This window comes from Providencia sp. PROV_01 (assembly GCF_053098325.1).
Window position 1 is genome coordinate 2244690 of record NZ_JBRFKD010000002.1, and the last position, 15369, is coordinate 2260058.

The following is a 15369-nucleotide window of genomic DNA, read 5'->3' on the forward strand; positions in this document are numbered from 1 at the left end:
ATAGACTGAAGATGCGACTGGTTGATATTTAAACACTAATTTTCATTAAAGCGTTTTAACTCAGTAAAGATCTTCAACAACTCAGCCAAGTCAGGTTTTTCATTTCGTTCTATAGCACCTTGTTTATCATAGATATTAAACTGACCATTTTGATCCATGTAGAGGGTGGCATTATCTGTGGTAATGACAACATCGTCGTTATCACCGGTGATCACCCATGGGTAAGTACGTTTAACACTAAATAAATCCTCACCTTGGCTGTAATCATCGGGTGGATTACTGACATGTAGTAAACGCTGCATCAATGTTGTCATGACATCTTGATGACTAGTTAGCTTATCTATTTGCTGCGCTGGTGTGTTTGGCCAATAAATGAATAGTGGCACTTGCATATTATTACGATTGAAGCGTTTGCCATCTAACCACTCGTTTTCTGCTTTTCCTTGGTTATTGTAATTTGCGGTCACAACAACAATGGTGTTTTGCAAGCGATTATCACGCTGTAATACAGACATCACGCGATTGATTTGTTCATTGGTTTTCGCGCTTCCAGGTGTTCCTTTAATATTGAGGAAAGAGAACCAAGGAGAGTCATTCTTAAGGCTATCTAGCCAGTTACTCCATTGTGTCACTGTTAAGTTGTCATTATCTGCAGTTTTTGCAGGTAATGAGTAATCCGCTAAAATAGCTTGCCTGAATAATGGAGAATTAAAGCCATCTGTTGAGAATAAACCAAACTGATATCCTTGATGCTGTAAGGCTTCGATTAGCGCTGATGGATGGCGACCATTGAGAATATTATCGAAATAAGTTGATGAAATACCATAGAATAAGCCAAATAGCGCGGTATCGTTACGTAGACCGGCAGTGTAGTGATTCGTAAACTGTGTACTGATTTCTTTAAATTCGTTTAACGCACCCATAGAATCTTGTTGAGATTTGTCTCCAAGATCATCAATGACCAACAATAATAAGTTGTAATCGGCGCCTTGGTCATAATAACTTAAAGGTTTCAATGGGTAGTTTAATTTAAGTGCTGTTGGGCTACCTTGCTGGAATACGCGGTTTTGATGTTCAGTTAAGTCTAACAGGCCATATCTATCAAGCAGCTTGCGGGCTGTCATGGGTTGTGACAATGGATAATTGTAGCGTTGCATGGTGATAGGGCGATAAAAATTAGCATCGGCCCATGCATACATCAGGTGTGACATAATAAAGGTCACAATAAAAATACCCGCAAGCGGTTTGCCAAATGTTTGGCGATTTAAACTACGTAATTTTTGCCAACTCCAAGTCGCAAATAACATTTCAACAAGAAAGATAATCGGAATGCTGATAAACATCAGTTGCCATTCACGAGCCATCTCACCCTTAGTTGGGTTGATGACCAAGTCCCAAACTTGTGGTGTTAAATGCAAACCAAATTGGCTAAAAACACGGATATCAAAAATTAATAGCGTTGTACCAGCCGTTGCAAGGGCAACACAAAGTACCCTCAGCAGCCGCTGAGACATAACAATAAAGGTCAGTGGAAAAACAATTAGTAAGTAAGTCGCAAAGACCACAAAACTAAAGTGACCAATCCAACTGACGAAAGCATAAATTCGGCCAGTTAGGGTATCTGGCCAATCAAAAATAAACAGATAGCTACTACTTAACACGAGGCTAAGCAGTATATTGAATAGTGCAAACCAGTGCCCCCAACCAATCATGTTAGAGACTTTGTCACGGTAGCGCAGGTGGGTGACCATACTGTTTATTTCATTAATCAATTAGTGTGATTGATCTTCTTTAACAGAAGAAAGTAATGCATTTGCGAATGATTCTGCAATCATTTTACGTTGCGCAGGCGCAACCGACGTATTCAGCAGATTCGTTACCATATTACCTAACACCATGAGGGAAAGGTCAACAGGGGTGTGGTTTTTTTCTAACACGCTCACGAGGTCAGAAAGTAAACCTTCAACTTTTTCATCACTATAGCGAGATGATTGTGGCATAAATTGAGACATCCTAAATTAATGAAAGCTACATATCATAGCGTATCACAGCTGGTTTTTCTTCTTTCTTCGCAACAAATTTTTGTTTAAGTGATAATAATGCTAATTCAGATTCGTAAAGTGCGTATTAGTTCAGCGTAATTAGGCTGAAAATAGAACAAATGATGGTTTCTGTTGCAGAGGAATAATATCAATGTTTGAATACGCGCAACATTATTTTCGCTATAACGAAGGAGCCAACAATGAGTCTGGAAATTAACCAGATAGCTTTACACCAGTTAATTAAAAGAGATGAGCAAACCCTAGAGGTGATGTTGCGGGATTCTTTATTGACAGCAGATGGTGTCGTACAAGACATGATGGCAGAGTTACACCGCGTCTATAGTGCAAAAAGTAAAGCATTTGGCGAATTTAACGAAGAAAGTGAACTTGCCGATGCGTTAAAGTTATTGCGTAAAGGCGAGGAAGAGTTTTTAGGGTTCAGCCGTGCGATGACCGTTCGCTTGAAAGATGAATTAGCCAAATATCCTTTTGCTGAAGGGGGCGTGGTTCTCTTTTGTCAATACCGTTACCTCGCGGTCGAATATTTATTAATTGCGGTGCTCAATAGTTGTGACAGCATGTTTGTCACGGAATCATTGGATTTAGGCACCACACATTATTTAGATATTCCTCATGCAGATATTGTCGCTCGTATTGATTTAACGGAATGGGAGACCAATCCTGAATCAAAACGCTATTTAACTTTCTTAAAAGGTAGAGTAGGGCGAAAAGTATCTGATTTCTTTATGGACTTTTTGGCTGCATCAGAGGGATTAAATGCAAAAGTTCAGAATAAAGGCTTGGTACAGGCACTTGACGATTTTTGTGATAATGCACAAATGGACAAAAACACACGTCAAGCTTATCGCCAGCAAGTGCATAGTTATTGTACAGAACAATTACAGTCTGGAGAGGAAATTGAGTTACAGGCGCTGGCAAAAGAGCTGCCAATGGTTGAAGAACAAAGCTTCGATGATTTCGCTCGCCAAAATGATTATCAACTCGAAGAAAGTTTCCCTGCCGATAGAGGAACGTTGAAGCAATTAACGAAGTTCTCAGGGAGTGGCGGAGGGATCACGATTAGCTTTGATGCGATGCTTATGGGAGAGCGTATCTTTTGGGACCCTGTCACTGATACGTTGACCATTCGCGGTACACCACCTAATTTGCGTGACCAGTTACAACGCCGGGGGGCTAAATAGGCTGTGGCGTTGAATCGGTAGAAATAAATAACGCCGCAATTGCGGCGTTATTTACTCGGCGTCCCGAAAATTCTAAAGCTCGGCTGTGGGCTTTAATTAAGCGCGCAGGAAGTCAATGTGCGTCACTTTTGGCTTAAATGGGTGACGTTGAACAGCCTGAACTTTTACTTTTGTTTCTTTACCATCGATAACCAGGTTCAGAACTTCGTAAAATTCTGCTTTGCTTTCTTGGTTGATGATTTCATCGTGGTTAAGAGTTACAGAGATAGCTTCTTGGTTGCCACCGTAAACGATAGCTGGAAGCTGGTTATCTCTGCGCAGGCGGCGGCTCGCACCCTTACCCTGCTCTTTACGTTCAATTGCATTGATAGTTAACATTACTATTTCTCTATAAAAAGAAAATATAAATTCCTGCTACAGGCGACCCAGCAGCAGGTTCGAGATTTGGCCTATGGATACTTCATTCAGCGAACAAGATATCGGAAGGCGGGCGGCATTTTAACGAAAAATTCATCATCCAGCAATCATTATGATCGTTTTCGCTTTATGATAGAGAATCTGCAACGCGAAAACGCCCTTGATAATCGAAGATTTTCTCTCTAATTTCCCAAAAACGCTCTTTTTTGCGTGCAACAATAAATTGAGGATAACGTAATAAAGATTGCTGCAATAATATATCATTTGCACTATTCCATTTAAATGGAACACCCGGAGCACGCTGATGCTCTCGTAAAAAACGATATTCGAATACGCGTTTTTGTGCGGGCGTCGCTAAGCGAAAACGTTCAGAAACGCTAGTTCCGTCTTCATCAAAATAATTTATTTTAATCCATTCACCTTTGGAATCACTTCCAGTAATGAATTGCATACCACCGCAACGAATGATTAATGCATCTTTAAGTTTTAATGCGGCTTTTAGCATATCGTCAGGGTCGGTAAGCACCTCTTGGCATTTTTGGCAGCGACGAGCAGCAATATCATTTTCTGCACCGCAATGTGGACATTGCTTGAAGCGAAAACGAAATTCACATTGTTTTTTCTGCCTATTTTCATCCTCTTCCCAGCCTTGGCAGCGCCGGCCGTAATGTTCAATAATTTGCCCATCAGAGGTACATTTACCCCAAAAAATATTCGCAAATTGGCACAATGGACAGAAAACTTGCACGGGAACACTGGTTGAGTTGGGTCTACTAGAACCCACTTCAGGCCGAAACAAATCATGTGGATTACCGGCATAATCTAAGATTAAACAGCGGGTTTTTCCTTCGGATAGGCGTAATCCTCGGCCAACAATTTGTTGGTATAAGCTGACTGACTCTGTGGGTCGTAAAATCGCAATCACATCAACATGAGGCGCATCAAACCCAGTTGTTAATACTGAAACGTTAACGAGATAGTGTAATTCTTTGTTTTTAAATTGGTTAATAATTGCTTGCCTATCAGCGGCAGGGGTTTCAGCTGTCACTAATGCCGCACTGTTTTGGGGTAAATAGCCCAAAATTTCTTTTGCGTGCTCAACCGTTGCTGCAAAAATCATACAGCCTTGTAATGGTGCTGCATATTCAATAACTTGCTCAATAATTTTAGGGGTAATGCGTTGCTGCTTTTTTAATGACAGATTAAGCTCTTGTTCATTAAAAATACCTGATGATGTCAGTGAAACTTGGCTAAAATCATATTGGAGAACAGGCATATCTAAGCGTTCAGGTGGTACTAAGAATTTGTTTTTAATCATATAATGTAGAGGTAGTTCATAAATACACTCACGGAAAAAACAATTTTCATCGCCACGTACCATACCATGGTAATGGTATTGGTAAATCCAACCACTGTTGAGACGGTAGGGCGTGGCGGTTAATCCTAAAATACGTAATGAAGGGTTATTGGACTGTAAAGCCTGGATGATTTGTTGGTATTGGCTTTTATCATTCAAACTTATACGGTGACACTCATCAATAATCACTAACGAAAAATGTGCATCAAAGGCTTTAAGGTTTCGAGCAACAGATTGCACGCTACCAAACACGACTTTGCTTTGAGATTCTTTTCGATTTAGACCTGCGGCAAATATATCGGCTTGTAGGCCATATGTGAGGTACTTAGCATGATTCTGCTCAACTAATTCTTTTACATGTGCTAATACCAGCACTCGGCCACGAGCAAGCCGCGCCAATTCAGCGATCACTAAGCTTTTACCTGCTCCAGTTGGCAAGACAATTACGGCAGGGTGAGTCTGTTTACGGAAATAATCAACCGTCGCATCGACAGCTTCTTGTTGGTATGGGCGTAAAACAAAAGGCATATTATTCAGCATTATGTAATTAAATCAGGTGAATGACGTTAAATTTAATTTAAAACGATGACTCTGTCTAAAGATGTGAGTTGTTTCGGTGAAACTATCACTTCACAAGGGTTATTGTTATAATGAATTATGTGATAACAATCACAACAACCTTTCACTCTATATTCTGACAGTTGAGCGTTATTGTACGCTTCACTGGCATTCCATCAAGTTAAGAGAATCTATGCGACTGGATAAATTTTTGTCCCAGCAATTAGGGATAAGCCGAAGTTTGGTAGCGCGAGAACTGCGCGCAGGGCTTGTAACGGTTGATGATGAAATCGTTAAATCAGGGGCTTTTCAAGTTACGATTGACCATGAAGTCGCTTATGATGGCAATGTCCTCGTACAAGTTACTGGGCCGCGTTATTTTATGTTACATAAACCACAAGGCTATATTTGCTCAACAGATGACCCAACACATCCAACAATTCTTTTTTTTATTGATGAGCCTCTTGCACAAAAACTGCATTCAGCAGGGCGTTTAGATATCGATACAACCGGCCTTGTATTATTGACGGACGATGGCCAATGGTCACATCGCATTACTTCACCCAAGCATCATTGTGAAAAAACGTACCGAGTTCAATTGAGTGATGATATTGCTCAAGATGTTGCTGAGAAGTTTGCTCAGGGCGTTATGCTCAATGGGGAAAAACATCCAACTAAACCAGCGAAACTGGAAATTATTAGCCCTAGAGATGTCAGGCTGACGATTAGCGAAGGGCGTTATCATCAAGTAAAACGTATGTTTGCAGCGGTAGGAAACCACGTTTGTGGGTTACACCGTGAACGTGTTGGGGAAATTTGGCTCGATGATGCTCTTGAGCCAGGAGAATACCGCCCACTGACGGAAGAAGAAATCAACAGCATTAATGTACCACGTAAAAAAACAGCAGGAGTTTAAAGAGTGCAACAGCAGCGTTCATCCTATTTGGGGCTGATATTAATTCTAGGTTTATTATCGATGCTAATGCCATTGGCTATCGACATGTACCTACCAAGCTTTCCGACGATGATGCATTATTTTAATGTAGATGAAGGGCGCATTCAAATGACGCTCAATAGCTACATTTTTGGTTTTGCTATAGGGCAATTATTTTATGGTCCTATGGCTGATAGCATTGGGCGTAAACCTGTTATTTTGGGTGGAGTTGTCGTTTTTGCCATCGCTTCAGCGGCTTGCGCTATCACTGAATCGATTGATTCACTGATTTGGTTACGTTTTTTACATGGTTTTGCCGCTGCAGCTGCAAGTGTTGTGATTAACGCACTTATGCGAGATATGTTTACTCGTGATGAATTCTCAAGAAGTATGTCTTTTGTTGTATTAGTGATGACGGTGGCACCGTTATTAGCCCCTATTTTAGGGGGAGAACTAATGCGTTGGTTTTCATGGCATGCCATTTTCTGGAGTATCGCCATTGCTGCGGTTGTTGCCGTTATTTTAGTGAGCTGTTTTGTGCGGGAAACATTGCCCGTTGCTAAAAGGCAAAAGTTTCATATTGGTACAACATTAAGGCAATTTGCGACTTTATTTAGAGCAAGACAGGTTCTGTTCTACATATTAGCGAGTTCATTCTCTTTTGCCGGGATGTTTTCGTTCTTAAATGCAGGTGCTTTTGTCTATATCGATTTGAATGGGGTGTCTCCACAGAATTTTGGCTACTATTTTGGTATCAACATTATCTTCCTGTTTATTATGACGACAATAAATAGCCGCTATGTAAGGCATTTTGGCGCAGAAAAAATGCTTTACTTTGGCATCATTATCCAATTTGTGATGGGCGTGTGGTTGCTTGTTACAACGGCATTTGCATTAGATTTTTGGACATTGGTTATCGGTGTTGCAATCTATGTTAGTGGCATAGCGATGATTACTTCTAATGCAATGGCAGTGATCTTGGATAATTATCCACATATTGCCGGAACCGTCTCTTCATTGGCAGGAACAATAAGGTTTTCAATTGGCGCACTCGTTGGGACTTTATTATCACTCATACCCGCTCAGAGCGCATGGCCAATGGTTGGTTCTATGGTTGCTTGTGTAGCATTATCAATGTTATTTGTTCTATTAGCGAAAAAAGCAAAGTAAACCATATGTTTTCAAGTTTCATGGATGAAACTGAGAACACACAATTCCCCTTTCTTTAAATAGAATATTTTCTAGTTACTTCCCTAGATCATTCATTTTATCTATTAGAGATAAAGTAACATTGCTCGATAAAAGCGAGTAGTAATGTAGAGGTATTAAAATCCTTAATGAAAAATGATCTAAATCAATTATCATTCGAGCTAAATTTGTTAAATTTATGTTTTATGAATTAATGCTTATTGCAACATTATTCATTAATAAAAATTTGGTTTAACTTCAAAAACAAACTGTTTTTTACTATTTTCATTTCATAAATGTAAAAAAAAGTTAAGTGTTTTGAGTGAGATGTTGAGCTTAGAGATCAAAATTAGTTTAAATTTTAATATATTTACTACTAAAATGAATGTGCAATGATTTGTGTCACAAAAATTTAACGACATTTTGTTTTTTTAATGTTATATTTAAAGTTCGACATTTAACATTCATGTTACTTTTTGGATGACTAAAAGTTCGGTTTGAACGATGAATGATTGGCTTAAGCCCGTGTTAGGTCAAGTAAGAATGTAAGTATCAGTACTTGGCAAAATACTAAAATGTTTCAATAGGATATCTTTGTGGAAAAATTAGGTCTTTCGGTGGTGCACAGGCTACCGCAAAGCTACCGCTGGTTATCAGGCAAAATAGGTACGGATGTTGAAGTCGTGCCTATGAATGATGCCGATAGCGATAAGCTTGTGGGGCTGAAGCTACTTAGCCATGACTGTGCGACAGATTGTATTGCAATGCAGCAATTGTCTGAATCATTGTCAGATATGCAGATCGCTAACGCAATCTTAGAGTGGCAAAAAGAAATTTGCCTATTCATTCATGCTAATGATGAGCTAGCTGCTATGTGTCGCTTAAAAGCTTCTGGCGTCGCGATTGCAGAACTGTCTTCTGGCTTTTATAGTGCTTAGTTTTGAGTATATTTGCTTGGTTATATTGGCTCGATGATTCATTATTATTTTAGTTACAAGTTTAGTTCAGCTATGTTTTATAACTTGTTTTTGAATGAGCGTTATCGTGAGGTGGGTTTGGTATTTAAGCTATTTTTATCAAAAAGAATCAAATAGCTATACTAAATTTAGTTAATAAAGATTTCCAATAAAAAAGCTTCCATTGTATGGAAGCTTTTTTATTGGAAGGGGGATATAGAATGTTAAAAAAACTTATGAGCCATTAATAATACGTCTACCGGCATAATATCTTTTGCTCCAGTAGGAGTTAGTCATTTCAGAAACGATAACACCACTACTGGTTGACGCATGAACAAATTTTTGGTCGCCAATATAGATACCAACATGCTTCATAGTTCGGCCTGTTTTAAATAAAACAATATCACCGACTTTTAGGTTATTACGTTTTACGCTTTTGCCTGAGGATTCTTGTTCAGAAGTGGTACGAGGGAGTTCAACACCAAATTGTTCAAAGAATGTGCGCTGTACGAAACTTGAACAATCAACACCTTTCTTTGTTGTACCGCCAAGACGATAAGCCACGCCTTTCCAGCTTGCGTATTGATCCATTATTTTAGATTTAGTATCAACACTTTGTACTAATTCTTCGAATTCATCTTGAGATGCCATCGTCAAGGAGTCGCCAGCAGAACCATTTAGCATACGTGCATCTGATTTGGCAGTATATTGTGTGTTTTTAGCAGACTTTGGGTTGGTACATGCTGTGAGAGTTACGGCGATTGCAATTGCCGGAACAATGCGCCAAGCATAGCGCTTAAGTTTTTCAGGAGTTAGCATTCTTATATATATCCCTTACCATTTTTTAGTACTTTATTGTGTAAAAAGACACAAAAAACTAAACTTATCCCTGTGAAAAACGCATTATAGATGCCAAAACTGTGTTTTTCGCAGAAAGTGTTTATCGCAGCACTACTAAATTTCGAATGTACTAGTCATATTTAATGACTTATTGAGTATAGGATATATATCAATATCGACTAAATTTACTAAGACATTCTTTACATTTTTTACATAAAAGATTTGGTATCGCAATAATCCCAAATCAAACCTTTAAGAGCATACATAAACAAAAGCAAAATGGCGAGTTAATAGAGGTGAAATTTACAAAACATTAGATAAAAGTGCCTATTTGCCATTGGTTTATGTGATAACTGTCTACAATGAAGGATCTTTACTTATAACACGGGTAATTGCAGTCAATGAAATATGATCTAAATCACATTTTCTTGGTTATTATCTCAGTGTAATTACATAAATATGTGCTTTTTAAGTTTGAAATGTAAAGAAGTTTAAATTTATATCTAATGACGGCTTATTTGTGAGTAAAACGAATAGCTTAGTAGACTTTAAAAAGGATGATTAGAATAAAAGTCAAACAAAGAATAATGAAGAAAGTCAATTCACTGTATGTTTATCAGGGTGTTTTGTTGTTCGGATTTTCTTTATGAAATAGATACTGGCGAGTGAGAGGTAATTTATGTCGACCACCAAACGGTAATAATGTAGGTGAACCATCAGTGTATGTGCTATATCTTGATATTGTAGTCACGATAAAGCCGTTGCTCGAAATCATTAAACCGGCGATTGAGGGTAGCACGAGCAATTCTAGCTGAAAAATAATCCATGGGAATGAAGTTAGATGACCCAAGGTTATCAATAATCAGAAATTGGCCGTGAGGTTTATAACCTAATTGGTAAACAATGTTGTAAGTCTTAAGTGCCATCGTGGCGATAGCCTCTTTATAAATATTCTTTTTAAATTGCTCATAAGCAATTTTCATATTTTTTTTATGTTTTAAAAAAAGTTGTTTGTTTTTTAGGTAGTAATCTAAAGTATGTGAAACATTTCCAGTTTTATCTTTGATTAATTGGAATACATATCCTAATCCGCGATCAGTTTGCTGGGTTCCATAGTAATGAGAAATTGTTTTTATTGTGAAGTTTTTTTTATATAGACGCTTATAATAGCGAACCTCTCTTAATGTTTCTTTATCATCTCTTCCACTTAAATGAACTTTTACACATAGGTCATCATATTCAGGATGCTGATAACAAGCACGCTGTCGGCCTGATGCGATCAAATTGATAGAGGGTAATGCGATTTTTTTATTTAAATTCTTATGCATGATGATTAACACTATCTTTAACGATTCTAAAGTTTTTGATGTATAGATGAGCCTTAAGTGGCGTTGCGACGATTTTCATAAATTATAGGGCTAATGCTAATAGATATTATTTATAAAGTGTTGCATTTTGTGTGGTTAATTAAGTGTGATGTAAGTCCTTTATTTTGTTTTGATAAATAATTAAAACAAAAAATAAAAAACTACGACCATAAATGAAATTATTAATATCCCTTTGGAATTAGTATGTCGTCCTCAGGCAATTCAGCCAAATTAAATACTTTAACTGTAAATAAATTACAGAAAGTGACGATAACATAATTTTAAAAGGGGATTTCATTATGAATAGCTCAGTAAAAAAAATGGTCATGACTTTTCTGGCAGTAACAGCATTAAGCACAAGTTTTTCAATCGTTGCGTCAGAAAATAGTGAGACGAAACGCAGTAGTACAGGCGTTATTCGATTTACTGGTGCCATAGTTGCATCACCTTGTGTTGTCGAAGCGAATGCTAATAAAGTTGAAACTAAATGCTGGAATGATAATGGTAAATTGGAAACTGCATCTGCAGATATTCGTAAATTAAAAAATAAAGAAATGTTGCTTCCGAATCAAAAAGGTACTCAACAATTTAATTGGATTAATAAAGATAAAACCTTAGGTATTTATACAATAAAATACGATTAATCTTGAGTTGAATAAGAATTGAATGTAGCAAACTAATATGAGAAGGGTATGCAATGTTTAATTTTAATGACATATGCCTATGAACAGTAACTTCATAGGCATATAAAAAATTGTTTCTATCAAATTAAAAACAAAAATTAGTCACAACGGCCCATATAACGACGCTCGGCGATATGAATACGAATTTTTTCTCCGCTGGTTAAATATTCAGGGACTTGGACTGTTAGTCCTGTAGCCATGGTTGCGGGTTTAGTCCGTGCGCTTGCTGATGCGCCTTTAATTGCAGGTGTTGTTTCAACAATCACCATATCAACCGTTTGTGGTAGCTCTAATGCAAGAACTTGTCCATCCATTGTTAATACTTGCATTCCTGGTAACCCTTCTTCAGGAATAAAAAGTAATTCTTCTTCAATATCCGCTTTTTTGAAAATGTAAGGAGTGTAATCTTCATTGTCCATGAAGACATATTCATCACCATCAATATAAGAAAAACTCACTCCACGGCGTGTTAGCGAAATGGTTTCTAAAATATCATCGCCTTTGAAACGCTCTTCAACTTTCTGGCCAGTTTTGATATCAGTAAAGCGCATTTTATATAGCGTACTTGCACCACGAGCGCTAGGTGCTTGAATATCAATGTCTTTTACAAGTAATAGTTTGCCATTGTAGTTAATTGCTAAACCACGTTTAATTTCGTTGGCCTTGGCCATAAATAACCTTCTTTAGGGTTGTCAAAAAGAGTGCGACAAAATTACTCGCAGATAAGGAATTAGGCAAGATGCTGAAGTCAATTTTCAGTGAAAAATTTTTAGATAAATATCAGTATGAATATAACCCGTAGGTTATATTCATACTCGAATGGTTAATAGATAGGAAGTAAACCAGATAGCGATAATAAATGAGCGACCGCATTAATTAATCCAAAGAGGATCACGAAGCCAATGATAAAGCTCCCTCCTGGTGCTTTATAACTGTTGTTAGGGTAGCGTTTACGACTTGCTTTCGCCATCAGGGCAGGGACAATAACAGCCCAAATAGTCGCTGCTAACCCTGCAAAACCAATCGCATAAATAAACCCATTAGGAAAAATTAAAGCGAGTACTGTTGGTGGTAAAAAGGTGACTAATATGGATTTAAGGCGGCCAAATTTGTTATCTTCAAATTTGAAAAAATCAGCGATAAAATCAAATAGCCCTAAAGATACACCTAAGAAAGAACTCGCTAAAGCCATATAGGAGAACAGGTTCAAAAACTGAGAAATAAAACTGCTTTGGGTGGAAATATTCATTTGGGTCAGTAATGCATCAATATTATTACCATTTTCTCTGATTTCAATAAATGAAGTTCTTGGAATATTTCCTTGAATCGCATACTGCCACAAAATATAGATAACCACGGTAATGGTTGCGCCATAGACGAGGCTCTTAACAACACTGCGGCTATCTTTATTATAATATTTTACTAATCCTGGCACATTACCGTGATAACCAAATGAAGTTAATAAATAAGGTAATGCGGCTAAGGCATATGGAAGATACTGGCTTTCACCTTGTTCAGTTTGGTTAAATAAGATAGCTGGAGATGCAGTTGAAACCATTCCACCGATTGACATAATAAAGGTGATTACCATTCCACCAATTAAAATAGTGCTTAACCTATCGACAGCACGCGTAGAAAGCCACACAAAAAAAGCCACTATGAAGGCAAAAATAAAGCCAGCACCTGCTTGAGGTATCTGTATTTTTTCTGACAAATTCGCTGCGATGATAGAGCTACCCGCAGAAATATAGGCATAAGTAAGTATGTAAAGCACAAAGGTGACGGATAAACTATTAATTGAATTCCATGTCGAACCCAACAAATCTTTAACCATCGTATGGAAACTAGCGCCCGCAGGGTAATTCATATTGGCTTCTAAAATCATTAACCCAGAAAGTAACATGCAAATAAAGGTATAAATCAACAGTATGACGGAGCCTGTGAACCATACGCCAGAAGTCACCATAGGAATAGAAAACATACCAGCACCCACTGCGGTACCGGCAATGATCATAGCACCTCCTAATATAGAAGGATTTTTTTGTTGTGTTGTTCCATCAATAGCCATGGTGGCTCCTAAATATATTGTTTCACTGTACTAGCTAAATGATACGGCAAGCATGAAGTATTGTAAATATAGTAAATAGAATAAAACAGGGAAAAATGAGTAATTAGAAAGGGATGGATAATAAACGTACAACGCGAGAATGTTTGTACGCTTACGATTAATTAGGCGTTTTGGCGATAGAAACGTTGTGTTAGCCAGAGGTCAACCGCGTTGCGACTAGCCTCAAAATGCGGTTCTGGGAGTTTGTCTGGTGAAACCCACATTAAGCTTTCACATTTATCTGGTTCCATAATTTGAGGCTCAACATCACCGTCATATTCAACATGCATGCAAACAGAAACGGTGTGTTTACCTTCTTGTTGGTGAGTTTGTAAATTATTGCTGATGCCAAAAACAGTGGGGGCTTGGATATCAATACCTATCTCTTCTTTTATTTCGCGAATTGCACAGGTTTCAAAAGATTCACCGGGGTCGACATGTCCGCCGAAAATGGACCAATAGGGCGCATGTTTACTACTGCGTTTACCTATCAAAATTTGCCCATACTTGTTAGTGATTAGCACACCGACACCAACGACGACGTAAGCAGGCTCAGACATATATTCTCCTTATTATTTTATTTTTCAGCGCGCTGATCCTGACATAATCTTGTAGAAAAACAAGCAGGAAAAAGTACAAATATCACTGAAAACAATATGCTTTAATGTTATAACTATACTTAAATTTAAAGACACGATAATCATGATAAGGGAGATTAGTGGTTATGACTCGCCGGGTTGCTACAATTACATTAAATCCTGCTTACGACCTTGTGGGCTTATGCTCTACTATCGAAGTGGGGGAAGTCAATTTAGTCAAAACCGCTAGCCTCAATGCGGGTGGTAAAGGGGTCAATGTCGCAAAAGTACTCCGTGACTTAGGTATTGATATCACTGTTAGTGGTTTTATGGGAAAGGATAACCAAGAAGAATTCCAACATTTTTTCAGTGAAAATGGCATGGCTAACCGCTTTAGTATGGTGCCAGGACGGACACGAATTAACGTAAAACTCACGGAAAACAATGGGGAATCGACTGATTTCAACTTTTCAGGTTTTGAGGTCAGCAAAGAAGACTGGAACCGTTTCTCGACAGAATCACTCAATTGGCTTGGCCATTTTGATATGGTTGTGGTTAGCGGAAGTTTGCCAAGTGGTATTGATCCAGAAGAATTTACTCGGTGGATGACTCGCCTTCGCCAATTATGCCCATGTATTATTTTTGATAGCAGTCGAGAAGCCTTAAAGGCGGGTTTAAAAGCGTCACCATGGCTAGTAAAACCTAATCGTCATGAGCTAGAAAGTTGGGTTGGTCGAAAACTACCAGACTTACAAGATGTCGTAGCTGCAGCCCATGAATTAAGAGATAAAGGCATTTCCCATGTTGTCATATCGCTAGGGGAAGAAGGGGCTCTGTGGGTTAATGCTTCGGGTTCTTGGTTAGCTAAACCACCACATTGTGAAGTGATAAGCACGGTTGGGGCTGGTGACTCGATGGTGGCAGGGCTAGCTTACGGGCTACTCAATGGTGAGTCCAGTGAGCATACCTTACGTATGGCGACTGCAATTTCTGCACTCTCAGTTTCCCAGCCAGATGTCGGCTTAAAAAATAGAAATAAATTAGCGGATATGATGGCAAAAATTGAAATGAAATCGTTATAGGTCATTCAGTTCAAATAAAACCCCCATATGATAAATGCGGGGGTTTTTGTTATTAGAA

At 38.3% G+C, this 15369-nt stretch carries 15 protein-coding genes; 6 read left to right on the forward strand and 9 right to left on the reverse strand.

What is annotated here, in order from left to right:
• Positions 1-35: 35 nt before the first annotated feature.
• Positions 36-1751 carry an LPS biosynthesis-modulating metalloenzyme YejM gene (gene yejM, locus ACU696_RS10870; protein ID WP_109911578.1) on the reverse strand — a complete coding sequence of 572 codons (1716 nt, stop codon included), beginning with the start codon at positions 1749-1751 and terminating at the stop codon, positions 36-38.
• Between the two features lie 21 nt (positions 1752-1772).
• Positions 1773-2000, reverse strand: coding sequence for a YejL family protein (locus ACU696_RS10875; RefSeq protein ID WP_004911940.1), 228 nt, complete (start codon positions 1998-2000; stop codon positions 1773-1775).
• 242 nt (positions 2001-2242) lie between these two features.
• Between ACU696_RS10875 and yejK the strand changes: the two genes are divergently transcribed.
• Positions 2243-3244: a nucleoid-associated protein YejK gene (gene yejK, locus ACU696_RS10880; RefSeq protein ID WP_004911936.1), complete on the forward strand. Its 1002-nt coding sequence runs from the start codon at positions 2243-2245 to the stop codon at positions 3242-3244.
• Positions 3245-3340: 96 nt separating this feature from the next.
• Here the strand turns inward: yejK and rplY are convergent, their stop codons facing one another.
• On the reverse strand, positions 3341-3622 hold the full coding sequence (rplY, locus tag ACU696_RS10885; protein WP_004260060.1) for a 50S ribosomal protein L25: 282 nt from the start codon (positions 3620-3622) through the stop codon (positions 3341-3343).
• Between the two features lie 166 nt (positions 3623-3788).
• Entirely contained in the window at positions 3789-5546 is a 1758-nt protein-coding gene (locus tag ACU696_RS10890) for a DEAD/DEAH box helicase (RefSeq protein WP_110731997.1), read from the reverse strand.
• A gap of 223 nt (positions 5547-5769) precedes the next feature.
• On the opposite strand from ACU696_RS10890, the gene rsuA reads away from it, so the two are divergent.
• The 3 genes from rsuA (at position 5770) to ACU696_RS10905 (ending at position 8636) form a co-directional block, all read left to right on the forward strand.
• Positions 5770-6492 carry a 16S rRNA pseudouridine(516) synthase RsuA gene (gene rsuA, locus ACU696_RS10895; RefSeq protein ID WP_109911580.1) on the forward strand — a complete coding sequence of 241 codons (723 nt, stop codon included), beginning with the start codon at positions 5770-5772 and terminating at the stop codon, positions 6490-6492.
• Positions 6493-6495: 3 nt separating this feature from the next.
• Entirely contained in the window at positions 6496-7680 is a 1185-nt protein-coding gene (locus tag ACU696_RS10900) for a Bcr/CflA family multidrug efflux MFS transporter (RefSeq protein WP_109911581.1), read from the forward strand.
• A gap of 614 nt (positions 7681-8294) precedes the next feature.
• Positions 8295-8636 (forward strand): hypothetical protein, encoded by a 342-nt coding sequence (locus ACU696_RS10905; RefSeq protein ID WP_004260080.1) that lies wholly within the window; start codon positions 8295-8297, stop codon positions 8634-8636.
• A 252-nt stretch (positions 8637-8888) separates the two neighbouring features.
• Here the strand turns inward: ACU696_RS10905 and mepS are convergent, their stop codons facing one another.
• A complete protein-coding gene (mepS, locus tag ACU696_RS10910; protein ID WP_004911920.1) occupies positions 8889-9473 on the reverse strand; it encodes a bifunctional murein DD-endopeptidase/murein LD-carboxypeptidase in 585 nt (194 codons plus the stop codon).
• A gap of 749 nt (positions 9474-10222) precedes the next feature.
• The gene (locus ACU696_RS10915) at positions 10223-10822 is read right to left on the reverse strand and encodes a YrbL family protein (RefSeq protein ID WP_109911631.1); all 600 of its coding nucleotides are present in this window, start codon (positions 10820-10822) and stop codon (positions 10223-10225) included.
• A gap of 338 nt (positions 10823-11160) precedes the next feature.
• Here ACU696_RS10915 and ACU696_RS10920 point away from each other — a divergent pair, with 338 nt between their 5' ends.
• Positions 11161-11505, forward strand: coding sequence for a hypothetical protein (locus tag ACU696_RS10920; RefSeq protein ID WP_004911913.1), 345 nt, complete (start codon positions 11161-11163; stop codon positions 11503-11505).
• Between the two features lie 137 nt (positions 11506-11642).
• On the opposite strand, the gene yeiP is transcribed toward ACU696_RS10920, so the two are convergent.
• From yeiP to ACU696_RS10935, 3 genes are all read right to left on the reverse strand, one after another.
• Positions 11643-12215: an elongation factor P-like protein YeiP gene (gene yeiP, locus ACU696_RS10925; protein ID WP_004911909.1), complete on the reverse strand. Its 573-nt coding sequence runs from the start codon at positions 12213-12215 to the stop codon at positions 11643-11645.
• 152 nt (positions 12216-12367) lie between these two features.
• Entirely contained in the window at positions 12368-13612 is a 1245-nt protein-coding gene (gene mtr / locus ACU696_RS10930) for a tryptophan permease (RefSeq protein WP_109911582.1), read from the reverse strand.
• Positions 13613-13773: 161 nt separating this feature from the next.
• The gene (locus ACU696_RS10935; RefSeq protein WP_004911901.1) at positions 13774-14211 is read right to left on the reverse strand and encodes a nucleotide triphosphate diphosphatase NUDT15; all 438 of its coding nucleotides are present in this window, start codon (positions 14209-14211) and stop codon (positions 13774-13776) included.
• 164 nt (positions 14212-14375) lie between these two features.
• Between ACU696_RS10935 and fruK the strand changes: the two genes are divergently transcribed.
• Complete coding sequence (gene fruK, locus ACU696_RS10940; RefSeq protein WP_004253135.1) at positions 14376-15311, forward strand: 1-phosphofructokinase; 936 nt, start codon at positions 14376-14378, stop codon at positions 15309-15311.
• Positions 15312-15369 lie beyond the last annotated feature (58 nt).